At 73.3% G+C, this 25,645-nt stretch carries 20 protein-coding genes; 5 read left to right on the forward strand and 15 right to left on the reverse strand.

Translation table 11 applies throughout. From position 1 onward, the window contains the following. Position 1: 1 nt before the first annotated feature. Both ACT3SP_RS13490 and ACT3SP_RS13495 read left to right on the forward strand, forming a co-directional pair. Entirely contained in the window at positions 2–427 is a 426-nt protein-coding gene (locus ACT3SP_RS13490) for a DUF2304 domain-containing protein (RefSeq protein WP_444587815.1), read from the forward strand. Next, a complete protein-coding gene (locus ACT3SP_RS13495) occupies positions 424–2,421 on the forward strand; it encodes a DUF6541 family protein (RefSeq protein WP_444587816.1) in 1,998 nt (665 codons plus the stop codon). Before ACT3SP_RS13490 ends, ACT3SP_RS13495 begins: the two co-directional genes overlap by 4 nt. Before the next feature lie 46 nt (positions 2,422–2,467). Here the strand turns inward: ACT3SP_RS13495 and ACT3SP_RS13500 are convergent, their stop codons facing one another. Both ACT3SP_RS13500 and wecB read right to left on the reverse strand, forming a co-directional pair. Then, positions 2,468–3,667, reverse strand: a complete 1,200-nt coding sequence (locus tag ACT3SP_RS13500) for a glycosyltransferase family 4 protein (protein WP_444587817.1) — start codon at positions 3,665–3,667, stop codon at positions 2,468–2,470. Further along, the gene (gene wecB / locus ACT3SP_RS13505; protein WP_444587818.1) at positions 3,667–4,731 is read right to left on the reverse strand and encodes a non-hydrolyzing UDP-N-acetylglucosamine 2-epimerase; all 1,065 of its coding nucleotides are present in this window, start codon (positions 4,729–4,731) and stop codon (positions 3,667–3,669) included. Before wecB ends, ACT3SP_RS13500 begins: the two co-directional genes overlap by 1 nt. 132 nt (positions 4,732–4,863) lie before the next feature. Between wecB and ACT3SP_RS13510 the strand changes: the two genes are divergently transcribed. Continuing rightward, entirely contained in the window at positions 4,864–6,006 is a 1,143-nt protein-coding gene (locus ACT3SP_RS13510; protein WP_444587819.1) for a hypothetical protein, read from the forward strand. A 16-nt stretch (positions 6,007–6,022) separates the two neighbouring features. Here ACT3SP_RS13510 and ACT3SP_RS13515 read toward each other — a convergent pair whose 3' ends face one another. Then, positions 6,023–8,248, reverse strand: a complete 2,226-nt coding sequence (locus tag ACT3SP_RS13515; RefSeq protein ID WP_444587820.1) for a DUF6541 family protein — start codon at positions 8,246–8,248, stop codon at positions 6,023–6,025. A gap of 203 nt (positions 8,249–8,451) precedes the next feature. Between ACT3SP_RS13515 and ACT3SP_RS13520 the strand changes: the two genes are divergently transcribed. After that, positions 8,452–9,504, forward strand: coding sequence for a hypothetical protein (locus ACT3SP_RS13520; protein ID WP_444587821.1), 1,053 nt, complete (start codon positions 8,452–8,454; stop codon positions 9,502–9,504). 123 nt (positions 9,505–9,627) lie between these two features. Here ACT3SP_RS13520 and ACT3SP_RS13525 read toward each other — a convergent pair whose 3' ends face one another. Next, positions 9,628–11,883 (reverse strand): glycosyltransferase, encoded by a 2,256-nt coding sequence (locus ACT3SP_RS13525; protein ID WP_444587822.1) that lies wholly within the window; start codon positions 11,881–11,883, stop codon positions 9,628–9,630. A 50-nt stretch (positions 11,884–11,933) separates the two neighbouring features. Next, positions 11,934–13,316 (reverse strand): lipopolysaccharide biosynthesis protein, encoded by a 1,383-nt coding sequence (locus ACT3SP_RS13530; protein ID WP_444587823.1) that lies wholly within the window; start codon positions 13,314–13,316, stop codon positions 11,934–11,936. A gap of 201 nt (positions 13,317–13,517) precedes the next feature. Between ACT3SP_RS13530 and ACT3SP_RS13535 the strand changes: the two genes are divergently transcribed. Beyond that, positions 13,518–15,002 carry an asparagine synthase-related protein gene (locus tag ACT3SP_RS13535; protein ID WP_444587824.1) on the forward strand — a complete coding sequence of 495 codons (1,485 nt, stop codon included), beginning with the start codon at positions 13,518–13,520 and terminating at the stop codon, positions 15,000–15,002. A gap of 73 nt (positions 15,003–15,075) precedes the next feature. On the opposite strand, the gene ACT3SP_RS13540 is transcribed toward ACT3SP_RS13535, so the two are convergent. The 10 genes from ACT3SP_RS13540 to ACT3SP_RS13585 all read right to left on the reverse strand — a co-directional run bounded on the left by ACT3SP_RS13540 (position 15,076) and on the right by ACT3SP_RS13585 (position 25,524). Further along, a complete protein-coding gene (locus tag ACT3SP_RS13540) occupies positions 15,076–16,095 on the reverse strand; it encodes a Gfo/Idh/MocA family protein (protein ID WP_444587825.1) in 1,020 nt (339 codons plus the stop codon). Beyond that, positions 16,092–17,201 carry a DegT/DnrJ/EryC1/StrS family aminotransferase gene (locus ACT3SP_RS13545; RefSeq protein ID WP_444587826.1) on the reverse strand — a complete coding sequence of 370 codons (1,110 nt, stop codon included), beginning with the start codon at positions 17,199–17,201 and terminating at the stop codon, positions 16,092–16,094. The genes ACT3SP_RS13540 and ACT3SP_RS13545 overlap by 4 nt, the downstream gene beginning before the upstream one ends. After that, entirely contained in the window at positions 17,198–17,932 is a 735-nt protein-coding gene (locus ACT3SP_RS13550; RefSeq protein ID WP_444587827.1) for an acyltransferase, read from the reverse strand. Before ACT3SP_RS13550 ends, ACT3SP_RS13545 begins: the two co-directional genes overlap by 4 nt. A 23-nt stretch (positions 17,933–17,955) precedes the next feature. After that, entirely contained in the window at positions 17,956–19,044 is a 1,089-nt protein-coding gene (locus ACT3SP_RS13555; protein WP_444587828.1) for an acyltransferase family protein, read from the reverse strand. A gap of 44 nt (positions 19,045–19,088) precedes the next feature. Further along, a complete protein-coding gene (purE, locus tag ACT3SP_RS13560; protein WP_444587856.1) occupies positions 19,089–19,589 on the reverse strand; it encodes a 5-(carboxyamino)imidazole ribonucleotide mutase in 501 nt (166 codons plus the stop codon). A gap of 166 nt (positions 19,590–19,755) precedes the next feature. Continuing rightward, on the reverse strand, positions 19,756–20,850 hold the full coding sequence (locus ACT3SP_RS13565) for a 5-(carboxyamino)imidazole ribonucleotide synthase (protein WP_444587857.1): 1,095 nt from the start codon (positions 20,848–20,850) through the stop codon (positions 19,756–19,758). Positions 20,851–21,024: 174 nt separating this feature from the next. Then, positions 21,025–22,488: an ATP-binding protein gene (locus tag ACT3SP_RS13570; RefSeq protein WP_444587829.1), complete on the reverse strand. Its 1,464-nt coding sequence runs from the start codon at positions 22,486–22,488 to the stop codon at positions 21,025–21,027. A 3-nt stretch (positions 22,489–22,491) separates the two neighbouring features. Continuing rightward, complete coding sequence (locus tag ACT3SP_RS13575; protein WP_444587830.1) at positions 22,492–23,187, reverse strand: response regulator transcription factor; 696 nt, start codon at positions 23,185–23,187, stop codon at positions 22,492–22,494. A gap of 184 nt (positions 23,188–23,371) precedes the next feature. Continuing rightward, a complete protein-coding gene (locus ACT3SP_RS13580; protein ID WP_444587831.1) occupies positions 23,372–24,562 on the reverse strand; it encodes an adenylate/guanylate cyclase domain-containing protein in 1,191 nt (396 codons plus the stop codon). Between the two features lie 8 nt (positions 24,563–24,570). Beyond that, positions 24,571–25,524: a biotin--[acetyl-CoA-carboxylase] ligase gene (locus tag ACT3SP_RS13585; RefSeq protein ID WP_444587832.1), complete on the reverse strand. Its 954-nt coding sequence runs from the start codon at positions 25,522–25,524 to the stop codon at positions 24,571–24,573. Positions 25,525–25,645: the final 121 nt, after the last annotated feature.

The raw sequence follows: 25,645 nt of genomic DNA on the forward strand, positions 1-25,645 counted from the left end.
CATGGGCGAGCAGGAGATGCTCCTCGGCCTCGGACCGACGCTGGTGAGCAACCGCACCTTCATCATCCAGCTCCTGCTGGTGCTGGGGATCGTGGTGATCGTCGCATGGCTGTTCGTCAAGCGCGGCGCGAAGCAGCTGGCCGTGCGCCGGCTGCTGGTCATCGCCTTCGCGGTCTTCGCCGTGTTCACCGTGATGTTCCCCGGCGCCCTGAGCCGGGTGGCGAACTTCGTCGGCGTCGGGCGCGGCGCCGACCTCCTGCTCTACATGACCGTCCTGGTGCTGCTGGGCTTCCTCGCCCTGCAGGAGGCCCGCACCAAGGCGGCGGAGAAGCGCACGACCTATCTCGCGCGGCGCATGGCACTGGACGAGGCGGTCCCGCCCGAGGAGTACCGCACCCGCGAGCTCGGCCCTCCGCAGACGCCTTGAGCACCACAGCCGTGCTGATCGGGATCTGCGCCGTGGTCCTGGTCGTGACCTACCTGCCCACGGGTCTCGCCCTGCGCCTGCTGGGCGCCGACCGGCTCCTCGCCCTCGCCCTGGCCCCGCCGCTCGCCGCCGCACTGGCCGGACTCGCCGCGATCGTCGCCGGGGCGGCCGGGGTGCGATGGGGGCTTCCCGTCTACGCGCTCGCCGCGCTCGTGATGCTGGGCGCCGCAGGGCTCCTGGCGCGATGCGGGATGCGGCTGCCGGGCGCCGGCGACAGGGACGGGGACGGGGACGGCAGGTCCGGGCGCGGAGGACGGTGGTCCCGCCACTCCCTGCGGGAGACCTGGTGGGTGCCGACCTCGCTGCTGCTCGCCCTCGTGATCGCGCTCGGTCCCATCCTCGCCGCCCTCCGCACCGGCAGCGGGATCCTCGAGCGCTGGGACACGCTGTACCACCTCAGTGCCCTCGCCCGCATCAGGGACCTCGGCGACGCCTCCTCCCGCACCCTCGGGATCATCTCGAACACCGTCGGCGAACCGGTCTTCTACCCTGCCGCGTTCCACGGCCTGGCCTCGCTGGTCCCCATCGGCACCGTCCCCGAGGTGCTCACCGCGAGCACCCTGGTGCTCGCCGTGGTGCCGTGGACGATCGGCATCGCGCTGCTGGCCCGTCTGCTGTGGCCCTCGGTGCGATGGGCGGCGCCGGCGGCGGCGCTCGGGGCGGTGCTGGTGCCGGCGGCGCCGGTCGACGAGTGGATCCACCTCTCCGCGATCCCGAACCTCACGGCCATGTCGATGCTGCCGGGGGCTCTGGCAGGGCTGCTGGTCCTGTGGCGCTCCGTGCTCGCCCGTCACGATTCCCCCGGCGTGCCCGCCACGGCGGAGCCGGTCGCGAAGGAGCCGCGAGCCGTCCCCGCGACCCGGCGGGGCCTGGTGGTGATCGTGCTCGTCCTGCTCGGGGTGCTGCTCGGACTCGCGCTGCTGCAGCCGAACACGGCAGTGGCCCTGCTGATCCTGGTGGCGGTGCTGACCACGGTCACGGGGGCCTCGCGATGGCGCACCGCACCGCTGCTGGCCGCGGTGCCGGTGCTCGCGATGGTGCCGCTCGGCGTGCTCACCTGGACTCCGCTCGGCGCCGGGGTGACGAACTTCGAGGGCGGCCTGCAGGTGCCGCTGTGGACGGCTCTCGGCGAGGTGCTGCTGGGGCTGCTCACGGTGTGGCCGATGGCTCTCGGCGTGGTCATGGCGCTCGTGTGGTGGCCGGGGCTGATCCGGACCATGCGCTCCCCGCAGCGGTGGGTGGCGATCGCGTGGATCGTGATCGCCGTCCTGTACCTCGATGCCGCGGTCGACTCGCCGCTGGACCTCTCGGTCCTCTTCTACCGGGGCCAGGACCGCCTCGCCATGCCGCTGGCGATGCTCAGCGTGCTGCTGATGGTCCCCGGCCTGCAGCTGCTGCTGCACCTCGTGCGCTCCTCGCCCGCGAGACGTCCCGTCTCGGCCGCGCTGGTCGTCCTCGCGCTCGTGGCCGCCGGCACCTCGATCCCCACCCGCTCCGACAACGCCCAGAAGAACCTCGCCTGGGAGTACGAGGGCCGAGGACGGTTCCTGCAGCAGGACGAGGTGGAGGCCTTCGAACGGGCCGCCCCGCAGATGGACGACGGCGCCGTGCTGCTGGCCAGCCCGTTCTCCGGGGCGGCGCACATGGCCGTCGTGCACGGGATGACCGTCAGGTTCCCCGTGGCGGGGATGTCCTTCAAGGGCACCGACCAGGAGCTCGTCGACGCCGTCCCCGAGGCCGCGACCTCGGCCGAGGCCTGCGCGACGCTGCGGCGAGCCCATGTGGGGTACGTGTACCAGGAGCGGACCCCTTACCAGTGGGATCCGCGGTACGGGCCGATCGAGCAGGCCGACGACTCGCTGGGCGAGGTCGTGTTCCAGACCTCCCACTCGCGCCTGATCGAGGTGGACTGCGAGGACGGCGAGTCCGGCTGAACCGCGGGCGGGGCCCGGGACCCGCCCCGGGGCGAGGCAGCGCGGATCAGGAGCGCGTGATCCCGGCGAGCACCTCCGCCGCGCCCTGCGCGGCGCACCCTGCCAGGGACGCGTTCTCGAGCGTCCAGCGGCGCAGGTGCTCGCCCGTGGGCACGTCCACGCCCCGCAGCGCACGATCCATCGCCGCGGCGACCTGCTCGGCGTCGTGATCGCAGGCCCAGCCCAGCGCATTGTCGCGGATCCGATCGTGGGCCGCGCCCTCCCCGGCGTGGACCACCGGCGTGCCGGTCGCGGTCGCGGCGTAGATCTTGGTGGGCAGGGCGAACTCGTAGCCCTGCCCCGGAGTGATCGAGCTGAGACCGGCGACGGCGCCGCGCAGGTGGGCTGCGACCTCGGCCGGAGGGATCTTGTCCCGGAACTCGACGCCCTGCACGCCACGGTCCCGCACGCTCGCCTCGAGCGCGTCGCGGCCGCTGCCCTCGGAGAAGAACAGCAGACGGGCTCGCGGATGCTCGGCGCGCACCCGGGCGAAGGCGTCGACGAAGACGTCCGCGCCCTGCCATTCGGAGACGGTGCCCGCGTAGACGAAGTACGGGCCCTCCTCCCCTCCGGCGGGCCCCTGGTCGGTGAAGGTGTCGGCGTCGATCCCGTTGCCGACCATGATCAGGTGGTCACGGGGCCCGATGAGCTGCTCGAGCCGATGCTGCACCCCCGGGGAGATCGTCAGCACGCGCGTGGCGCGCTTCCAGACGGTCGTCTCCATGAGGCGCAGTGCGGCCAGGACGAGGGAGGGCACCCCCTCGACGCTGTCCGCCGCATCGGACCACACGTCCGCGGCGTAGAAGGTGTACGGCACCCGCCGGAGCGCCGCCGCGACCATCCCGACCGTCCCGGTGGTGGGCGGCGGCTCGAGCACGAGCGCATCCATCGGCCGCCGCAGCAGCAGGCGCAGGGCGAGCGGCACGTCGAAGCTGAGATAGGAGAGGTACCCGCGCACCTGGCCCTGGGCGTCGCGCTTCACCGGCCAGCGGGACACGGTGCGATGACGGGAGCGGGCGGCGCCCGTCCCCGGCGCGGTCGAGGTGAGGACCGTGACCTCGGCGCCCGCGCGCTCGAGCGCGAGCACCAGCGCCTCGAGACGGAAGGCGGCCGCGACCGGCTCGGGGGCGTAGACGCGGGTGGCGACCACCACGTGCGGCGGCCGGGTGCCGCCGTGCCGGCGAGAGGTCCGGGAGCGGGAGCGCATCAGGCCCTCTCGCGCAGGGCGTCGACGGAGCGCAGGGCGGCTCGTCCGTCGCCGTAGTGGGCGGGGCGGTCCGCGGTGGGGCGGGGCCGGGTCACGGCGGCGGTGAGCTCTGCCGGATCGCTGACGAGGCGGTTCCAGTCGTTCTCGAGGGTCTCGACCCATTCGGTCTCGGTGCGGACGGTGGAGCAGGGGGTGCCCAGGAGGTAGGCCTCCTTCTGCAGACCGCCGGAATCGGTGACCACCGCGCTGGCGTGCTGCACGGCGCCCACGAGGTCGGGGTAGGCCACGGGCGCGCCGACGTGGACGGCGCCGCCTGCCAGCGCTATCCCGGCCTCGGCCGCCTTGGCGACCAGGCGGGGATGGGCGAACAGGGCCAGCGGGATCTCGAGCGCCTGCAGGGCCTCGACGATCGCGGCCAGGCGGTCGGGGTCGTCGGTGTTGTCGGCGCGGTGGATGGTCGCGACCGCGAACTCGCCGGTGGGGTCGATGCCCTCGGGCAGGGCGAGCTGCGTGCCCTCGACGGCTGCCGCGACGCGCAGGCACACGTCGGTCATCACGTCGCCGGTGACGACGGTGCGCTCGGCCAGGCCCTCGGCGGTCAGGTGCTCGCGGGCGACCTCGGTGGGGGCCAGCAGCAGGTCAGCGGCGTGGTCGGTGAGGACGCGATTGTGCTCCTCGGGCATGCGACGGTTGAAGGAGCGCAGCCCGGCCTCGAGGTGGGCGACCTTGAGGTGCATCTTCACCGCGGAGAGCGTGCCGGCGAGGGTGGAGTTGGTGTCGCCGTAGACCAGGGTCCAGTCCGGACGGTGCTCCTCGAGCACCTCGTCCATCCCGCTCAGCATGGCGCCGGTCTGGCGGCCGTGGGAGCCGGAGCCGACGGCGAGGTTCACGTCCGGGGCGGGGATCCTCAGGTCGGCGAAGAACACATCGCTCATCGCGGCGTCGTAGTGCTGGCCGGTGTGGACGATGACGTGCTCGACGTCCTCGCGCTGCGCGGCCGCATCGGCGATCGCGGCGAGCTTGACGAACTGCGGGCGCGCGCCCACGACGGACAGGATCTTCATGCGGACGTTCTCCTCCACCAGGCGATCTGCATTCGGGGGGCAGTCTACGGACCCACGAGCGCCCGGCGATCCGCCCGGCGCGGTGGCGAGGTGGGAGGGCCCCGGCCGTGCGGCCTCCGATAGTGTGGCGCCGTGGCCCGCCCCTCCCTGCTCCTGATCAGCCTCTCCCCCATCCACCGGGATGCACGAGTGCTCCGGCAGCTCTCCGTCGTCGCCGAGTTCGGCCGCGTCACCACCGTCGGCTTCGGGCCGGCGCCCGAGGGTGCCGACGAGCATCTCCAGGTCCCCGACGACCTGAGCACGCTGCCGCAGACGCCGCTCGGGGTCGCGAGGCTCGGCCTGCGGCGATGGCGCGGAGCGGAGCTCGCCGCCCCCGCGGCGCAGTGGGTGCTGACCGCTCTGCAGGGGCGGCGGTTCGATGCCGTCGTCGCCAACGAGGCACGCATACTGGCCCTGGCCGATCGAGTCGCCGCCGGGGCCCCCGTCTGGGCGGACATGCACGAATGGGCGCCCGAGGAGCGCACCCACATCCTCTCCTGGCGGCTGCTGGTCGCCCCCCTCATGGACCATCTGTGCCGCGAGTACCTGCCCCGCTGCGCGGCGGTGACCACGGTGGGCGACCGGATCGGCGACCTCTACCGCTCCCGCTACGGGGTCGAGGCGCGCACGATGCGCAACTCCTCCCCGTACCGGGACCTGCCCGTCGGCGAGGTCCGCGAGGACCAGGTGAGACTGGTGCACTCGGGGGCCGCCGTGCAGGGGCGCAACCTCGAGCTCACGATCGACGTGGTCAGCGCCCTGCCCGAGCGCTTCAGCCTGGACCTGTACCTGGTGCCCGCCAACGACGGCGGCAGGTATCTGCGCTCCCTCGCCGAGCGCGCCCCGGCCGATGGACGCATCCGCTTCCTGGACCCGGTGCCGCCGATGACCCTTCCGGACACCCTCAACGCCTACGACATCGGCGTGTTCTGGCTCCCGCCGGTGCACACCAACGGTCGGCTCACGCTGCCCAACAAGTACTTCGACTACGTCCAGGCCCGGCTCGGCATCGCCGTCGGGCCCTCTCCGGAGATGGCGGACCTCACCCGGGAGCACGAGCTGGGCACGGTGGCCGCGGACTTCCGCCCGGAGACCCTCGCCGCCTCGCTGCGGGACGTGACGGCGCAGGAGGTGCGGACCTGGAAGCAGCATGCGGACCGTGCCGCACGGCCTCTGTCCTTCGAGTCCGACGCGCAGGTCGCGCGCGAGATCCTGACGGAGCTGACCTCCGCCTGAGCCGCACCGGGCCGCGTCAGGCGCCCGCGGTCCGGGCGGGGAGCTCGCGGGCGTGCGCAGGGGCGGCGGACGCGGTGGAGGCGGACGCGGTGGACGAGTCTGCGGCGTCCTGCGGCGAGGGCTCCTCGTCGGTGACCACGGTGCGGTTCCGCCACCGCGGATCCCACCAGTCCTCGCGGGCGTCGATCTCCCCGCAGGCATCGATCCGCCAGAGGGTCGCCTCCCCCGCCGAGGCCACCTCGGTGAAGCCCTCCGAGGTGTCCACGTCGTACAGCCCGGGCAGGGAGGTGTCGCGCAGCTCGCCCTCGTAGCGCACGGGATCGTCCTCGTAGTAGTAGGAGATGCCGTAGTGGCGCACGATGTCACACACCCTCGGGTCCTGCTGGATGTCCGCGAAGCGCTGGGCGAGATAGTCGCCGTCCTTGTCCAGGGAACGGACCGTGACCTGGGTGAACACGGTGTCGACGTCGGCGAGGACGGGGGCGTACCCGATGCCGCTGAGGGGATCGCCGAGGATGATCGCCCCCTCGGGCACGAGGTCGTCGAGGTCCTCGAGCAGCGCGAGCTCCTCCTCGGAGCCGATGATCGCGCGATCGCCGATCGAGGGCGCCGCCGGGGAGTACGCCATCCGCCAGGACAGGAAGGCCCCGAGCGCCAGGTGGACGATCAGGACCAGCACGACCGCGGCGCGCGCCGGGGCGCGTCCGGCGAGTTTGGTCAGGACGGGCAGAGGCCGCGGCCAGCTCACGGACTCCTCCCCGAGCTCGTCGGCCCGCTCGCCGCGCTCCCACAGCATCGCCAGGCCCATCGGCAGCAGCAGGGCGAGGAACACGACCTGGATCGCGAACAGCCGGTACACGTCCGAGTACCAGATCCCCGCGATGCTCGACAGCAGCGGCAGCGGGAAGTACACCCCGAGGATCAGCAGCGCCTGCATCACCCAGGCGGCGAGCACCCAGCGGGAGCGGTGGGTGCGCGCCGCGGCCACGATCCCCAGCACCGTCACGCTCCCGTAGAACAGCGCCAGAGCGGTCAGCACGAGCCGGTTCGGCGTGGTGGGCCAGAGCACCAGGGTGCTGGTCAGCCGCGAGAGGAAGGAGCTCCACTCGCCGAGGACCGGACGCGACAGCGCGGCCTGCACCTGCGGATGGGCGAGGACGACCACCACCAGCCCGCCGGCGCCCGCTGCGGCGAGGAGGGCCGCCGCGAGGACCCGGGGACGGGGCCACACCCGCCACAGCCGGCGCGCCAGCAGGGCCACGACCACGACCGCCCACGGGGCGCACACCCAGAGCACGGTGAAGATGAACGTGGGATGGGTCAGCACCATCCCGGCCGCTCCCGCGAGCAGGACGAGCGCACTGCCCGCGTACCGCACGGCGTTCTGCGCGAGACGCCCGTGCGCGACGTCGAGGACGACGGAGAGCGCCGCGGCCAGCACGCCGGGGAACAGGGCGAGGGCGAGCGCATTGGGCCAGAAGCTCTTGCCCACCGACATGTAGTCCGGGAAGGCGACGAAGCCGGCGGCGACCAGGGGCGTCAGCAGGATCATCAGGCGGCGGCGCGGGAACACCTCGGCACCCAGGCAGGTGATGCCCAGCAGGAAGATCGCAGGGATGACGAGGTAGCTGAGCACGTGCGCGACCTCGACCACCGCCTCCGGCGCGGCGACCAGAGCGGCCAGCGCGTGCCAGACCGCCGGATAGCTGACGTCCAGCACCCGCAGTCCGTAGTTCCAGTCCATCGCCCCGAACATCGATGCGTTGCCGGTGTGCAGCACGGCGTTGATCCCGTTGTAGTGGAACATCGGGTCGGTGAGGGAGCTGGGGAAGGACGGATCCACGACGAGCACCACGGGGGCCCAGTGGAAGAGCACGGCGATCCCCACCGCGCCGCCCGCGAGCAGGCGGTCGCGCCGGGTCCACCGCGTCGGCGGGACGCTCCCCCCGAGGGGTCGGCCCTCCTGACCGGCACGACGCAGGAGCAGTCGGTAGCCCACCACGAGAAGACAGGCGATCGCGACCAGCCCGAGGAAGGGGAGCCGCCCCCAGCGGACGCCGAGGAGATCGAGGAGGATGCCGCCCACGCCCACCAGGCCGCAGGTCACCGCCGGGGCGAGGCCGAGAGCGAGGTTCCAGCGGAGGTCGGCGAGCCGCAGGACGAGCAGCCCGGGGACGTACAGGAGCAGGAGCAGTGCCACCAGGAGCGGGGCGGTGGCCGTCCAGGCCTGGAGGTGCTCCATGCACTGCCCTCTCGTCGTCGCGGCGCCGGGGTCGTGCCCTAGGATCGTGCCGTGCGGGTGTTGCGGCGCGGAGGGCCAGACTATGCGGTGGGCCACGGCACGCGGTCAGCGACGCACCACCCCGTGCGCACTGTTGTTCCCCCGTTATTCTGCGCGTGATCAGCACCACCAGTCCGGAGACCGCACCACGGAGCGAGCGAGACATGCCCGAGCCCGACTACCCCAGCGTCCTGCACCTGAGCGACCCGGCCCTCACCGCGACACGGCTCGCCGAGGCCGCCGCGGAGACCGGTCGGACCTGGCGCGTGCTCCCCCTGGCCATCGCCCCGGAGCCCGGCACCGCCGCGGCTCTCGCGGTGAAGGCGGGCCGCGGGCTGCGCTGGGAGGCGAGGCTGCTCGCCGCCCGGGCACGGTCCCGACGGGTGCACGTGCACAGCGTCCTGGCGAGGCGGCATGCGGGATGGGCCTTCGGGCGGCGCTTCGCCCTCCACCTCCACGGCACGGACATCCGCAGCGCGCAGTACGAGCAGCGACATCGCGATCTCGTGCACGAGACCGTCCGCACGGCGCAGACCGTCTTCTACGCCACTCCCGACCTGCGCGAGCACGTGGCCCCGCTGCGGGAGGACGCGCGATTGGTGCCGGTGCCGGTGTCGCTCACGGTGCCGCCGGCGGAGCGCGCACCCCGCGAGCGTCCCGCGCAGATCCGCGCTCTGGTCGGCGACCGCGACTACCTGCTGTTCACCTCGCGCTGGGAGGCGGTCAAGGGCGGGGCGCGCTCGCTCGAGATCGCCCGTGCTCTGACGGCGGCGCAGGCGGATCCCTCCGGCCCCGCGGTGCTCGGCCTCGACTGGGGTCCGCTCGCCGGGCAGGCCGCGGACGCCGGGGTGCAGCTGGTGCCGCGGATGCCGCATGCGGACTTCCTGGCGGCCGTCGGGGCGGCTCGACTGTGCATCGGGCAGCTCTCGGGCGTCATGGGCGCCTCGGAGCTCGACGCCCTCGCGGCGGACGTCCCGCTGGTGGCACCGCTGGAGCCGCGCTGGTACGACGGCAGCCACCCCTCGCTGGTGGTCCCGCCCGTGCTGGGCGGGGTGGACCTCGGGATGTCCGGCACGGCCGCGGATGTCGTGGACCTGGTGCGCGAGGAGCTCGTCGCCCCCGCGGAGCGCTCCACCCGGCCATGGGTGCAGGAGCATCATTCGCCGCAGGCGGCGCTGGACGAGGTCCTCGCCGGCTATCGCGACAGCGGCTGGTGAGGGGTCACGGCCCCGCCGGGTCGATCGCCGGCCCGCTCCGCGCCCCGCTGCTCGCCGTCCGCTGAGACCGCCCGTCCCGAGCTGCGCCGGGCCGAGCTGCGCCGGATGCGCTGCGCCGGATGCTCATCCCTGAAGAGCGCGGAGCCGCTCCGCCGCCTGGCGGGCGCGGGCCCGCCAGGTCTGGTCCTCCCGCGCCCGGCGCGCCGCCTGCGCATACTCCGCGAGGCGCTCCGGGCGCGCACGGAGGTCCTCGAGCTCGACCTGCAGCGCCTCGGCCGAGTAGTCGATGACCGGGCCGATCCCGAGCCGCTCCCCCAGGTCCCCGGCATGGGTGCCGCGGCTGAGCAGCACCGGCTTGCCGTGGCCGAGGTACTCGAAGAACTTCACCGGGGCGGCGAAGGTGCGGTACTCCCCCGGCTCGACGAACAGCACGCAGGCCGAGGCCGCGTCGTAGAGCGGCTCGAGCTGGGGCCCGGAGCCGTGGACGATCCGGATCCGCGTGCCCAGGTGCTGCTCGTAGCGCGTACGGTTCTTCTCCCACTGCGCCGGCGGGACGCACAGGGTGAGGGTGACGCCCGGGGTGCGGGAGACCGCCTCGACGCAGGCGTCCAGACCGTACTCGGCGCCGAGCCCACCCACGTACAGCAGGTGCAGCCCCTGCGGGGTCGCGGACTCGACGACGGTGGCGCCGGGCGGCAGGGCGCTGCTGCGTCGCTCCGCGACGGGGATGATCGGCGCCATCCGCTCCGAGGGCAGGAACAGGTGGACCCGCGCCAGCCGCAGCGCAGCGAGGTCGAGGCGGTAGAGCAGGTTCATCACCGCGGAGCGCGGGGTGCGCACGGCGCGCAGCGAGGTGGAGAAGCGCCAGTAGACGTCCCGATAGAACTCTCCGGCGGGGATCCCCCGACGGCGGGCCCACAGCAGGATCCGAGCATCCAGCAAGGGTGCGATCCCCTCGCGCACGCTGGTCGCCAGGAGGTTCGGCTGGGTCGAGTTCTCCGAGTACAGCAGCTCGAGGTCCTGCCCCCCGCGCAGCCGTCGGCGCGCGGCGCGATAGGCGACCGCCCGCTGCCGCGGCGCACCGACCAGCGGATGCACCCGATGCCCTCTGGCCGCGAACGCCTCGAGCATGCGCAGCGGGCGCAGACGGCTCGCGCCCTGGGGACGGGGGTCGATCGGGAAGGGGGCGTGGAAGAGCATCCGGGGCCCGCGCTCCGCCTCGACCGCCCGGCGGTACATGTCCTGCTGACGTTGGAGGAAGGCGTCGGCGGAGAAGATCTCCCGGGCCCGCTCCCGGATGGCGTCGCGCTCCTCGGGCAGGGCGGCGCGACGATCGCGCGCCGCGGTCGTCATCGCCGTGCCGAGGGCGGCGAGATCGTCGACGGGGACGACGGTGCCGCTGCCGGGCTCCACCCAGGCACGCCCCGCCCAGGTCGCGGTCGCGATCACCGCGAGGCCGGCGGCGCGCGCCTCTCCGAGGACGGTGCCTCCGGCCTCGAGCGCGCTCGCGAGCACGAGGCAGTGGCTGCGCGCCATGAGCGCGGGCAGCTGGTCGCGCTCGACCCGGCCGAGGATCTCGACCTGCTCGGCGATCCCGAGCGATGCCGCACGGTCGCGCAGCTCCCGTGCCCGCTCCGGGGTACCTCCGGCGATCACCAGGTGCGCCTCGACCTCCTCCGCGACCCGTGCGAACGCCGTGAGGGTCTCCTCGGGGCGCTTGTTGCGCACGAGATTCGAGACGTGCAGGAAGGTGTACGGGCGAGCGGGGTCCGCCAGCTCGGCGGCGGCGGCGGTCGCAGCGGCCGGGGCGAAGAAGCGCTCCGGCACCGGAAGCGGGATCACCTCGGGCGGAGCGATGTCGTAGTGCTCGGCGATCGCCGCGGCGAAGGGCTCGCTGACGGTCGCGACCACGGCCGCGTCCGCGAGGGCGTGCAGCAGGTGCGCGCGCCGGGTCGCGGAGCGGGGCGCGGTGAGGCTCGAGGGCCGATGCTCGGTGAGCACGACGCCGCGCCCCCAGCGCACGGCGAGGTCCTGGGCGATGAGCAGTCCGGGCATCACGGAGTGCGCATGGATCACGTCCGGCAGCTCGCCGCCGACCGAGCGATGCGCCTGCTCGGCGAGGTGCCCCATCAGCTCCTGCTCGAGCCGCTGCAGCGGGCGCGGCAGCGCGGGCACGCTGAACCGCAGCACGATCAGCGCGCCGTCCTGCTCGAGCACCGGGGATGCTCCGCGCCAGCGCGCGAGCGGGACGGTGCGCGGCACCAGCACCATCACCTCGTGGCCCGCCTCCGCCACCATCCGGGCCTGCTCGCGGAAGAAGGAGCCGTTCAGCGGCTCCTGCGGGCTCGGGTACCAGGACGGGACGACGAGGACTCTCATGCGGCCTCCAGCTCTCGGACGGTGGGGGGCGGGGTCGGGGACCGTCGCGGTCAGGCGGAGGGCCCGGCGGGCTGCGTGGTCCCGGCGGGCCCGTCGGGTTCACCGGGTGCGGCGGGGTCCGTCGGCTCGGAGGGTGCGGCGGGATCCGATTCCCGCCTGCGATCGTAGCCACGCGCGGCCAGCAGCGACATCACCAGCATCAGCGCGAGCATCGCCGCCATCAGCAGACCGAGCCAGAACACCGTGTCCAGCAGCGGGAGCGGCGAGAAGTACAGCAGCGACAGCGGCGCCGCGCAGAACGCCACGGAGAAGGCGAGCATCCACTGCTGGTTGTCGGTGACCACGAAGACGGTGGAGATCGGGGAGGTCACCAGCTGCATCGCGAGCCACGGGGTCAGCGCACGGGCGAAGTCCCCGGCCATGTCCCACTGCTGGCCGAACACGAGGATGAACAGCCACGGGGAGACGAGGTAGATCAGGCCGAAGGGCACGATCGAGATCAGCAGCGAGCGGATGATCGTGGCCCGCACCAGTGGGTACATCTCCCCCGGCCGCACCCGGGCGAGCTTCTGGAAGAACACCTGGGAGATGGCGCTGTTGATCAGCCCGATCGGGACCTGGAGGATCCGCCAGGCCAGGTTGAACTGGCCCACGGCGCCGAGCGCCACGGTGCCGATCAGCAGGGTGATCCCGTTGATCCGCAGCGAGTCCACGAGCGCGTTGGGCATGTTCAGCAGCGGCATCTTCTTGTAGCGCCGGACCAGCTCGAGCCCACTCGCGGTGCCCTCGGGGATGGGTCGGAACAGGGACCTCGACCGCAGCCGCAGGTTGACGAAGGCGTAGGCCTGTCCGAGCAGGGTGCCGAAGACCAGGCCGGGCAGGGTGCGCAGTCCCAGCAGGCCGAAGCCGAGCTGGCCGCCCGCGGAGCCCACCGCCTGCTGCACCCGGTTCAGGGAGATCGTGCGGTAGTCGGTCTTGCGATTGAACCAGAACTGCATCATCGTCGCCTGCGCCACGAAGAACACGGTGAAGCCACCCATGAGCAGCCACGACGCGAGCTCGGGATCCCCGTACTGGGCGATGACGAGGTCCCGCAGCACCAGGGCTGCGAGGGAGAACAGCCCGGCGACCACGAGATTGCTGAGGGTGGCGATCCGAGCGATCCGTCGCGCCTCGTCATCGTCCTCGGGAAGCATGATCGTCATGTCCAGCCGCAGCGAGGCGATGGTGGTCGCGATCGCGGTGAGCGATCCGTACACGGCGAACTGGCCGAACGCCTCGGGGGTGAAGATGCGGGCGGTGAACACCGAGACGCCCATGACCACGATCTGGGCGAGCGCGGTGCCGGTCAGCAGCACCATCACGTGCCGGAGCGTGGGGTACTTCGTGGTGAGCTTCTCGATCCGTCCGCGGATCCCGGTGGAGGAGACCAACGCCGGACCACCTCGCGATCGGTGTGAGTACGATGAACCTGCGGGTCACCTCGACTCGCGTCCCGGCGCGCCGACCGCGAGGAGACCATGCTGACCGTCGTCCCGCATCTTAGTACACGGTGGACGGCGGACGATCGAGGGCAGCGCCTGCGCACGGCGCCCGGAGCCGCGGCGCCCCCGTCCCTTGACACGGGGGATCCCGTGACCGCGCAGTCCCTGCGCGCCGGCGGCGCGCTGTTCTCCGCCGTCCTGCTCACCGAGCGCGAGATCGTGCTCGCGGTCGACCATCTGCGGTCCTGGCCGCTCTTCTACGCGGTCCACGACGGCGCGGTCCATGTGGCCGAGGACGCCTTCGCGGTGGCGGACGCCATCGGTGGACGGGTGCTGGCCGACGACGTCGCCGCCGCGTTCCTGCACACCGGTCTCGCGCTCGGCGACGGGACCCTGCTGCGGGGCGTGCGGCAGGTACCGGCCGGCACGACCGTGCGCATCGACCGGGTCAGCGGTGCGGTGACCGGCCGGCTCGAGCGCCGTCTGCGGCTGCGGGAGCCCGACGGCGCGGACCTGGCCGCCTTCACGACCGCCTTCGCCACGGCGCTGGACGAGGCGATGAGGCGGCTGTACGAGCGCGCCGACGGGAGGGTGATCGCGCTGCCGCTCTCGGCCGGGCTGGACTCCCGCCTGCTCGCCTCGCTGCTGGCGAGGGACGGGTACCCGAACGTGCGCACGTTCACCTACGGCCTGCCGGGGAACGCGGAGGCCCGCGCCTCGGAGCGGATCGCCGCGAGCCTGGGCCTGCCCTGGCAGCAGGTCTCCCACACGCCCGCGCAGCTGCGGGAGGCCTGGACCCGCCCCGCCGGCGCGAGGTTCCTGCGGGAGGCCTCGGGCGGGGCGTCGCTCCCGCACATCCAGGACTGGTACGCGATGCGGTCGCTCACCGCGGACGGCACCCTCCCTCCGGGGAGCATCGTGCTTCCCGGGCACACGGTGGTCAGCTCCGCGAAGGACGAGCCGCTGCGCCACGGCCGCGAGGTGACCCCGGCGTCGATCGTGCGGGCGCTCGAGCCCTGGCACTTCTCCCTGCGCTCGCGGTCCCGGCGCGCGGTGCGGCTCCCGGCGGCCGTCCGGGAGCTGCGCACCTTCTTCGAGGAGGTCACGCTCACCGGCGAGCGGCGCTCGACGATGGATGCCGTGCGCTGGTTCTGGCAGCGCGAGCGGCAGGCGAAGTACATCCTGAACTCGATGCGCACCTACGAGCACGTGGGCCTCGACTGGGCCCTGCCGATGCACGAGCTGGACGTCTGGGAGGTCTACGAGGGCGCGCCCGACGCGGCGATCGCCTCACGCGAGTGGTACCGCGCGATGACCGAGGAGCTCTACACGAGCGTCAGCGGCGAGCCGGCGCCGACCGCGGCCCCGCGGCGCACGGAGCGCTCCCCGGCCCGGCGCGCCGCGGCGAGGACCGCCAAGGCCACGGGCCTGCCGCAGCTGCGCTCCCGGATGCGCACGGTGCGGGCGGTGGTGGACCATCCGCTGGGCTTCGAGGCGCTGATCACGGGCGCCGCCCGAGGGGAGATCGCGGTGCGGACCGCGCGGGGGATGACGCCGCTGGGCGAGTACGCGGAGCTGTTCCTGGCCGACGAGTGGGTGCCCGGCAGCGAGCTGTTCGCCGCTCCGGAGCGCTGACGGCGCTCGCGACCGCAACGGGGGCGCGGACGCCGTCGGAGCGTCACGGCGGGAGACGGGCCTCCCGCGGGGATCAGCCGAGGGTGATGACGCGACCGTCCCGGGCGCTCTCGAGCACCGCCTCGACCGTGCGGACGGTGTGCAGGCCCTCGCGCATGGTGACGATGTTGGAGTCGTCGCCGAGGACCGCGTCGCGGAAGGCCTCGTGCTCGGTCGCGAGCGGCTCGCGGCGCTGCAGGGCGTAGGTGATCGAGTCGCCCTCGCTGACCCCGCGGAACGAGGCCATCGACTCCCACAGGTTGGTCGCCGCATCGGCATTGGCGTGGAAGGTGAGGTCGGCGTTGAGGGTGTCGCCCACCAGGGCGCCCTTCTCCCCCGTCACCACGGTGACGCGTTCCTTGAAAGGCGTCAGCCAGTTCACGAGGTGGTTGGTGATGGTGCCGTCCTGCAGCGTGCCGGTGACCGAGACCATGTCCTCGTCCTCACGGCCCGAACGACGGGTCGAGGTCGCCCCGACGCTCGCGTACGGGGACTGCGCCACCCAGGCAGTGAGATCGAGGTCGTGGGTGGCGAGGTCCTTGACCACGCCCACGTCCGCGATGCGGGCCGGGAAGGCGCCCTGCCGGCGGGTGACGATCTGGTAGATCTCGCCGAGCTGTCCCTCGGCGATGCGCCGGCGCATCTCCTGCAGCGCCGGGTTGTACCGCTCGATGTAGCCGACCGCGCCGATCAGGCCGGCCCGCTCGTAGGCATCGGTGATCTCCTCGGCCTCGGCGATGTCGAAGGCCAGCGGCTTCTCGACCAGGGTGTGGATCCCGGCCTCGGCGAGAGCGAGGGCGACGTCCCGGTGGAACTGGGTGGGCACGGCCACGACCGCGTAGTCGATGCCCGCCGCGATCAGCGACGCCGCGTCCGGCAGCACCTCCAGCCCGGGTGCCGCGCCGTGCGGATCGCCCTGCGCATCGGCCACCGCGACCAGCTCCACACCCTCCAGGGAGCGCAGGTTGCGAGCGTGGTGGCGGCCCATCATGCCCAGACCGATCAGCCCGGCCCGCAGCGTCCTCGAGGTCCCCGACGTCCTCGCCATGCTCATGCCCCCGCCTTCGCCACAGCGTTCACCGCGGCGACGATCCGCTCACGGTCCTGGTCGGTGATGCTCGGATGCACCGGCAGCGACAGCACCTCGCGCGCCAGCATCTCCGTCACCGGCAGCTCCTGATCCGTCGCGAACGACGCCAGTCGATGCACCGGCGTGGGGTAGTACACCCCGCACCCCACCCTGTGCTCCTCCCGCAGCGCGGACGCGAACCCGTCCCGCTCCACCGCCGAGGCCCCCTCGATACGGATCGTGTACTGGTGATACACATGCGAGGCCCGCTCGGCCACCACGGGCGTCACCACCCCCTCCAGATGCGCGTCGAAGAACGCCGCGTTCTCCTGCCGCGTCCCCGTCCACCCGGGCAGCTTCCCCAGCTGCACCCGACCGATCGCCGCATGGATGTCCGTCATCCGATTGTTGAACCCCGCGACCTCGTTCGCGTACTGCGCCTCCATCCCCTGGTTCCGCAGCAGGCGCACCTGACGCGCCACCTCACCCCGGGCACAGGCGACCATCCCGCCCTCCCCCGAGGTCATGTTCTTCGTCGGGTACAGCGAGAACATCGCCCCGTCCCCGAACGTGCCCACCTGCGCCCCGTCCCACGTCGCACCATGCGCCTGCGCCGCGTCCTCGAACACCCACAGACCATGCCGCGACGCGATCTCGACCAGCTGATCCATCGCCGCCGGGTGCCCGTACAGGTGCACCGGCTGGATCCCCACCGTCCGCTCGGTGATCGCGGCCTCCACCGCCCCCGGATCCACCGTGAACGTCTCCGGATCCACGTCCACGAACACCGGCACTCCCCCGGAGACCGCGACCGTGTTCGCCGTCGCCGCGAACGTGAACGACGGCACGATCACCTCGTCCCCCGGCCCCAGACCCAGCGCCAGCATCCCCAGATGCTGCCCCGAGGTGCCCGAGTTCACCGCCACCACCTCACGACCGCCGACCAGCGCCGCCGAGAACTCCTCCTCGAACGCCGCCACCTCCGGACCCTGCGCCACCATCCCCGAGGCCAGCACCCGATCCACCGCGTCCCGCTCCTCCTGACCGATCAACGGCTTCGCCGGAGGGATCATCGTCAGCTCGATGTTCATGCAGTGCGTCCGTCCTGGTCGTCGGGCTGGGGGTGAGGGTCTCCGTCGGGCTGCGCGTCGGGGTCTCCGTCGGGGTCGAGGGGCGCCGTCGCCCGCGGGGCGTCCGCGAGGGGCGAGGAGGCCAGCAGCAGCCCGCCGGTGGAGTCGTCGGGGACGTACCACTCCCCGGTGGTGGGGCAGACCCAGGCGTCGGTGCCGTCGGAGGCCGGCACGAGCTTCTCGCCGGAGCGTCCCACCCAGCCCAGGCGTCGGGCCGGGACGCCGGCGACGAGGGCGTGCGGGGGCACGTCCTCGACCACGGTGGCGCCGGCGGCGACCATCGACCAGGCCCCGATGGTCACGGGGGCCACGCACACCGCCCGAGCGCCGATCGAGGCGCCGGTCTCGCAGGTCACGCCCACGGCCTCCCAGTCGGAGGCGTCCTTCCGGCTGAGGTCGGGGTTGACCGCGCGGGGGAAGTGGTCGTTGGTGAACACGGCGGCGGGGCCGACGAAGACGCCGTCGGCGAGCCTCGCGGGCTCGTACACGAGGGCGTAGTTCTGGATCTTGCAGCTGTCGCCGAGGGTGACGCCGGAGCCGATGTACGCGCCGCGGCCGATGATGCACCCGGCGCCGAGGCGAGCGCCCTCCCGCACCTGCGCCAGATGCCAGATCGAACTGCCGTCTCCGATGGTCACGTCGTCCGCGATGTCGGCCCCCGGGGCGACCCGGTGAGCGGGGGTGTCAGTCATGCTCCCGACGATACCGCGCCGGATCACGTGCGACGGGAGCCGGGCCGCCGTGCCGCGGGCCCGTCCCCCCGACCCCGCAGCCGCCGGGGGACCTCGAACAGCCAGTCGGCGCCGATCCTGTCCGCGGCCGCCTTGACGAGGAGCGCGACCACCACGCACAGCGCGATCACGGTCGGCACCAGCAGCAGGTCCGCCGCCGCGGACCGCTCCCACTCGCCGCGGTCGAGCGCCCAGCGGCTGAGCACCACCACGACGTTCAGCACCAGCGGGTGGACGAGGTAGATGACCAGAGTCCTCGAGCCGACGACGCGGCCGAGCGCGGCGGCCGGCGCGAACCTGCCGAGCATCGTGGAGAGCGCGAGCACTGCGGTGACCGAGGCGCAGCTCGCCGCCAGCAGGGCGAGACGCCTGGCGCCGGGATCCAGGCCCGCCATCACCGCCGCGTAGCAGAGGGGGCCGCTCGCCGCGACGGCGATCACCGCGACCAGGGGACGCGGAGCGGCGCCGAAGCCCCGCAGCCGGTCCGAGAGGACGAACCCGGCGGCGAACCACACCCCGAACTCCGTCAGCCGACGGACCCCGGCGGCGGCCATCATGAACTCCGGACCGAACGTCTTCACCCAGCTCTCGAGCGCAGGGCTGGCCAGGTACGCGAGGAACAGCAGCGCGAGCAGGATCCAGGGCCGGTTCCGCCCCCACCGGGTGACGAGGAAGAACACCGGCAGCACCGCGATGAACCAGTACGGCGAGGCGAACAGCACGATGTTCTGCAGGCCGCCGCGCAGGTACCCCCAGGGGTCGTCGGGCGCGTAGCGCGGCCAGGCCGTCAGCGCGAAGACCACGCTCCAGAGCACATAGGCCCACAGCAGGTTCGTCACCCGCGGTCCGCGCACCGCGGGCCAGGGGCGGGCCAGCGCCCCGACGGCGAGCATGCCGGCGACGACGAAGAACAGCGGCATGCGCAGGGGCACCAGCAGCAGGTTCGCCGTCCGCCACCACTCCCCCGCGTCCGTGATCTGCCGCGGGAGGAGGTCGAAGACGGCGGCGACGCCGGTGTGGTACGACACCACCAGGACGATCGAGGCCGCCCGGGCGACGTCCACCCAGGACATGCGGCCCCGGTCGGTCACGGGGGCGGACGCCCCCGCCGGCTCGCTCACCGCGAGGCGCGCAGCGCCTCGCCCTTGGCGAGCGCGATCTGGCGCAGCTCGGCCTGGAAGGCGACCATCCGCTCCCGCAGACGGGCGGCCTCGTCGTCCGCCCCGGCGGCCAGGATCCGTGCCGCGAGCAGCCCGGCGTTGCGGGCCCCGCCGATGGAGACGGTGGCGACCGGCACCCCGGCGGGCATCTGCACGATCGAGAGCAGGGAGTCCATCCCGTCGAGGTGCTTCAGCGGCACGGGCACCCCGATCACCGGCAGCGGGGTGAGGGCGGCGAGCATGCCGGGCAGGTGCGCGGCGCCCCCGGCCCCGGCGATCACCACGCGCAGCCCGCGCTCGGCGGCGCCGCGGCCCCAGGCGACCATGTCCTCGGGCATGCGATGGGCGGAGACGACCTCGACGGAGACCGGGATCTCGAACTCCGCGAGCGCCTCCTCGGCGGCCTTCATCACCGGGTGGTCGGAGTCGGAGCCCATCACGATGCCGACCCGCGCCACGGGCGCGGAGGGGTCCTCGGGGGCCTGCTCCGGTGCGGTCCGGTGCTGCGGTGCGGTCCGCTCCTGCGGGCCGGTGCTGTCCTGGGTCACGGGGTCCTCCGTCGTGGGGTCGCTGTCATGGGGTCGCTGTCATGGGATCGCTGTCGTGGCGGGGGCGGCGGCGAGGTCAGGCCCCGTCGGGCCCGTCGATGATCAGGCGCTCGGCGCGGTGGGCGCGCTCGAGGAGTTCCGCGGCGTCGTCGCCGACCACGGTGACGTGGCCGATCTTGCGGCCGGGGCGCACGGACTTGCCGTAGAGGTGGATCTTCACCGCGGGGTCCCCGGCGAGCGCGGCCCGTGCGCCGGGATCGAGGTCCGCGGCGGTGCCGCCGAGGAGGTTCACCATCACGGAGACCGGGGCCAGCGGGGCCGTGGATCCCAGCGGGAGGTCGGCGACCGCGCGCAGATGCTGCTCGAACTGGCCGGTCACCGCCCCGTCCATGGACCAGTGCCCCGTGTTGTGCGGGCGCATGGCGAGCTCGTTGACGCTGATCTCCCCGTCCTCGGTCTCGAACAGCTCGACCGCCAGCATGCCGGTGACGTCGAGGTCCTCGGCGATCGCGAGCGCGAGCGACTGGATCCGCTGCTGTGCGGCGGCGTCGAGTCCGGGCGCAGGGGCGACGACCTCGTAGCAGACGCCGTCCTTCTGCACGGACTGCACCACGGGATAGGCGACCGCCTCGCCCCCGGGACGCCGCGCGACCTGCGCGGAGAGCTCGCGAGTGAAGGGCACGAGCTCCTCGGCGAGCAGCTCGCCGTGGGCATCGAGCCAGTCCTGCGCCTGCCCGGCGCTCTCGACGATCCGGACCCCGTGGGCGTCGTAGCCGCCGCGCGGGGTCTTGACCACCACAGGGCCCTCGACCTCCGCGATCGCCGCGGCGAGATCCTCGGCGACACCGATCCGCCACCAGCGCGGGCAGGGATGTCCGAGCGCGGTGAGCCGTTCGCGCATGACGAGCTTGTCCTGGGCGTGCACGAGCGCCGCAGGTCCGGGGCGCACCGCGGCGAGACCGTCGCGATCGATGGCCTCGAGGATCGCGGCGGGCACGTGCTCGTGGTCGAAGGTGAGGACCTCGACCTCGTCCGCGATGCCGCGCACCGCCTGCTCGTCGTCGTGACGGCCGATCCGCACCCGGGCGGCGACGTCGGCGGCGCTCTCGGCGGGGTCGGTGGCGAGGACCGGTGCGGTCAGCCCCAGCTCGATGGCCGGGCCGAGCATCATCCGGGCCAGCTGCCCGGCGCCGATGATGCCCACCCGGCGTGCGGAGCGACCGTCCTCGCCGGGGCGCGCCCCTCGGTCGGGGGCCCCTCGATCCGGGCTCGTCGCGACGGGGCGGGACGGAAGGGGCGGGGGCGCGGCGGGCGAGGTCTCGGGCACGGCGGCCAGTGTACGAGGTCAGGTGCGGGAGCGCGGGCGACGCCGCACCACGGACCCCTGGGGAAGGGCGTCGAGGTCGTCGCCGCCGGAGCGTGCGCCCTGGACGCCGCTCGGCGTCATGTCCGCACGGGTCCCACGCCCTGCGCGGCCGCGCCGCCCTGCACGGCCCTCGCGGTGCGCCCTCGCGCCTCGTCGGCCGTGCCCCTCGGTCCCCTCCTCGTCGGGTCCCTCGTCGCCGGGGGCGGAGATCAGGAACACGCCGAAGGTGGCGGGGCTCTCGGTGAGCAGCTCGAGCCGGCCGCCATCGTCCTCGACCAGGGTGCGGGCCAGCGCCAGGCCCACACCGGTGCCGCGCGAGCTGCGGCCCGAGACGGAGCGCTCGAAGATGCGGGCCCCGAGCTCGGGGTCGATGCCCGAGCCCTCGTCGGAGACCTCGATGACCGTGGAATGGTCGTTGCGCCGCACCTTGACCGTGGTGCGGCCGCCGCCGTGGGCGAGCGCGTTCTCGACGAGGGTCGCGACGACCTGGGTGAGCGGTCCGGTCGAGCCCCACACCGCGGCGCTGCGCGGCACCTGCACCTGCAGCTCGCGCCCCGAGCGGCGGTAGGCCGGGGACCACTCCTCGCTCTGCTGCGTGAGCACGCTGCGCAGCTCGACGACGCCCGGGGTGCGCAGCTGCGAGGCACGGGGGGCGTTGATGAGGTCGTGGACGACCTCGGTGAGACGGTCGATCTGCTCGAGGGAGATGCGGGCCTCCTCACGCACCCACTCCTCGGAGCTGGTCGCGAGGATCTCGTCCAGGCGCATGGACAGCGCGGTGAGCGGGGTGCGCAGCTGGTGGGAGGCGTCGGAGGCGAGGCGGCTCTCCGCCTCCAGCCGCTCGTTGAGCATCGCACCGGAGCGGGCGAGCTCCTCGGCCACGTCGTCGATCTCCGCGATGCCGGAGGGCTGCCAGGGACCGCGGGAGCGGCCCGAGCCCATCTCCTCGGCGCGCCTGCTGAGCCGGGCCAGCGGCATGGAGATGCGCTGCGCCTGCCACAGCGCGACCGAGACGCCGATCGACAGCGCGGCGAGACCGGCGACGATGATCAGCACCCAGGCGCTCGCGGTGTGGGCGCGCACGTCGGAGGCCGGGATGTATACGGAGACGGACTGCCCGAGCGCACCGTTGGTATTGGTCGTCACGCCGCCCTCTCCGGGCGGGTCGCCGGCGCGGTACACGACGTCCTCGTAGATGACCGTGACGGTGATGTTCAGATCCGTCTGCTCGTCGACCCGACGTTGCAGGAGCGCCTCGTCGATCTCGCCGCCCTCCTGGAGCCGGGTCTCGGTGTCCACACGCACCTGGTCGAGAATCGTGTTCCCCTGGTTGAACACGGTCTGGCGGGTGAGGTTCAGCCACGAAAAGCCCAGCGGGATGCCGAGCATGAGCACGGCCAGCAGCACGGTGATGATGGTGGCCTGCAGCACGCGCTGCCGCACGGGTCAGCTCTCCGCGCCGGTCTCGAAGCGGAAGCCCACTCCCCTCACCGTGGTGATCCGGCGCGGGTCCGTCGCATCGTCGCCGAGCTTCCGGCGCAGCCAGGAGATGTGCATGTCGAGGGTCTTGGTGGACCCCCACCACTCGGCGCCCCACACCTCGCGCATCAGGTCGTCGCGGGTGACCACGCTGCCGGATTCGCGCACCAGCACGGTGAGCAGGTCGTACTCCTTGGCGGAGAGGCTCAGCTCCTCGCCGTCAGCGTAGGCGCGGCGGGCGGAGACGTCGAGGGTGACGCCGTTGACGTCGTAGCTGTCCCCGGACTCCTCCATCGCCTGGGAGCGCCGCATCAGCGCGCGGATCCGCGCCTGCAGCTCGCCGAGACGGAACGGCTTGGTGACGTAGTCGTCGGCCCCTGCGTCGAGCCCGACCACCGCGTCGACCTCGTCGGCCCGCGCCGTGAGGATCAGGATCGGGGACTCCAGACCGCCTTTGCGCAGGCGGCGAGCGACTTCGAGACCGTCCAGGTCGGGCAGGCCCAGATCCAGGATGACCAGGTCGATCGGCTCCGGTCCGGCGGCGATCGCGAGCGCGTCCATCCCGCGCGAGGCGCGCATGACGGTGTACCCCTCGCGGTCGAGCGCACGGGAGAGAGGTTCAGCGATGGCCGAGTCGTCCTCGACGAGAAGCAGTCGTGTCACGCGGTCCATCCTATGACGTCGGCGACAGGGGCGGCCCGGAGCCGGGATGCGGCGGGGCCCGCCCCCATCGAAACAGCTCGGCGGCGTCCGTGCCGGGACCCGGTGCTCACCGGCGTGGCCACGGCCGCGGCGCCCAGGGCAGATCCCGTGCCAGATCTCGTGGCCGGGGCGCCGGGTCCCGTGGTCACAGCCCCATGTCCAGCGGCGCGGAGCGGTCGCGGAGCATCTCGTGGACGCGGACGGTGCCGATGCCGTGCAGCTCGACCTCCTCGCCCCCGGCGAGGGTGAAGCCGCCGGGCAGCGCCTGCGCGACCGCATCGGCGGTGTCCCCGTCGACGACCACCGTGCCGGGCCTGGCCACGGACTCCATCCGCGCGGCGAGGTTGACCGTGGGGCCGAACACGTCCCCGTAGCGGGAGAACATCGACCCCCAGGCCAGTCCCACCCGCACCGGCGGCAGGTCGGTGGACTCGGTGATGGTCTCGGCGAGGCTCACCGCGATCTGGGCGCCGTCCTCGGGCGTGTCGGCGAGGAACATGATCTCGTCCCCCACGGTCTTGACCACGCGCCCGCCGCCGACGGAGATGACATCGCGGCTGAGCGACTCGAAGCGCCCCACCATGTCCGCCAGCTCGGTGCCGGGCATGTCCTGGGCGAGTCGGGTGAACTGCACCAGGTCCGCGAAGCCGACGGCGCGCTGGAGCGGGAACAGCTCGTCGGTGTCGCGGTGCAGCACCTCGCTGCCGGCGCGCGCGGCGTACGCGGCCAGCTGGCGCCGGAAGGTGAACATGACCTGGGACTCGAAGATCTCGAGAAGCTCGGGGACGGTGTCGAGCATCTGCTGGCGGGCCTCGGAGTCGTCGAGCCCGCCGGCGTGCTTCGCCTCGTCCACCAGCGCCTCGGTGATCCACATCGCCAGGCGCCCCATGTGGAAGCCCATGCCGCGGGAGATGCTCGCGAAGGCGCGCTCGCTGATCGTCCCCTCCTCGACGATCGCGGCGAGGTCCCCGATCGCGTAGGCGTCCTCGTCCGTGAACACGACCGTGTCCTCGTCCACCGGGGTGAAGCCGAGGGAGCGCCAGTAGACGGAGGTGAGCCGCTCGGGGATCTCCTGCTGCTGGGCGAGGTCCCGGCGGGAGTACTTCCGCGGGCCCTGCAGCAGCACCTTCTCGAGCGCGCCGACGCTGCGTCGCACCGCGGCGAAGCGCCGGTTCAGGTCGAGGATCTCGGCATCGCCCAGCGAGGCGGGCTCTGCGGCGTCCTGCGAGAGGTCGGGCAGCTCCGCGGTCTCCCTCGGGACGGGCCCCTGCGACGCCGACGGGTCGTCCGACGGAGCGGTCCCCGACAGGTCCGCGGGTCGCTCCAGGTCTTCCATGCCTCCGGTCACGTGCCGCGCTCCTCCTCGACGTCCGTCGCCTCGTGGGTGGTGGGTCCGGACGCTCCGTCCGGCCGCAGATGCCTCACGTCGCCGACGTCCACCGCCGTCCGGTCGCCTCCTTCGAGGTCGACGACCAGCCGACCGTGCCCGTCGATCGTCCGGGCGATCCCGTGCAGGGAGGGAGGATGGACTCCCCCTGCGCCCGTCTCCCCGAGAGGGTCGACGCGCACCGCCTGCCCGAGTGTGAGGCACGTCATAGTGTAGCGCCCGTGGGTCCCCGCCGAGACCCCGTCTCCCTGGGCGGACTCGAGACGGCCCAGCTCCTCGCGCAGCGCGGCGTGCAGTGCGCCCTCGAGCCGCTCGCGCAGCGCCCGGCCGTCGGGAGCGTTCGCGGTGGAGCGCAGTCCGCCCTCCCCCCGCAGCCAGGCCGCGCCGGGGACCACCTCACCGTCGTCCTCACCCACCGGGGCGCGCAGGTTCATCCCGATGCCGAGCAGGACGAGGTCCCTCCCGCGGGCCTCGGCCAGGATCCCGCCGAGCTTTCGGCCGTCCTCGGCATGCAGGTCGTTGGGCCACTTCAGCCCGATCCTCGTGCCCCGTCCGGGCTCCTGCCCGAACAGCTCCTCGAGCGCCGTGACCGCCGCCAGGCCGGCGGCGAGCGGGAACCAGCCCCGACGGTCCGGGGGCAGGGCGGTGCGATGCACGGCGGTGAGGGCGAGGCTCGATCCCTCGGGGCTCGAGAACGTGCGACCGAGGCGACCGCGTCCCGCGGTCTGCCGGCGGGCGGTCACCGCGAAGGGCGGGACCTCCCCCGCGGCCAGGAGACGCGTCGCCTCGTCCTGGGTGGAGGCGATCGTGCCCAGGCGGTGGATCCTCGCCGCGGCGTCCGCCGTCGCGGGATCGCCCGGGGAGATCCCCGTCACCGCGTCCGGCTCCCGTGCCGTCCCCGCCTGGTCCATGCCATCTCCCGTCGTGCCTCGCCGATCGTTCCCCGTCGCCCGTCGACCTGCCGCGACCGACGGTGCCGTCCAGGGGGCGGGAGCGGCCGCCGTCGGACGTGCGTAGCGTAGTATCCCGGTG

This window comes from Brachybacterium sp. AOP43-C2-M15 (assembly GCF_052446295.1).
In the GTDB taxonomy this organism is placed as follows: domain Bacteria; phylum Actinomycetota; class Actinomycetes; order Actinomycetales; family Dermabacteraceae; genus Brachybacterium.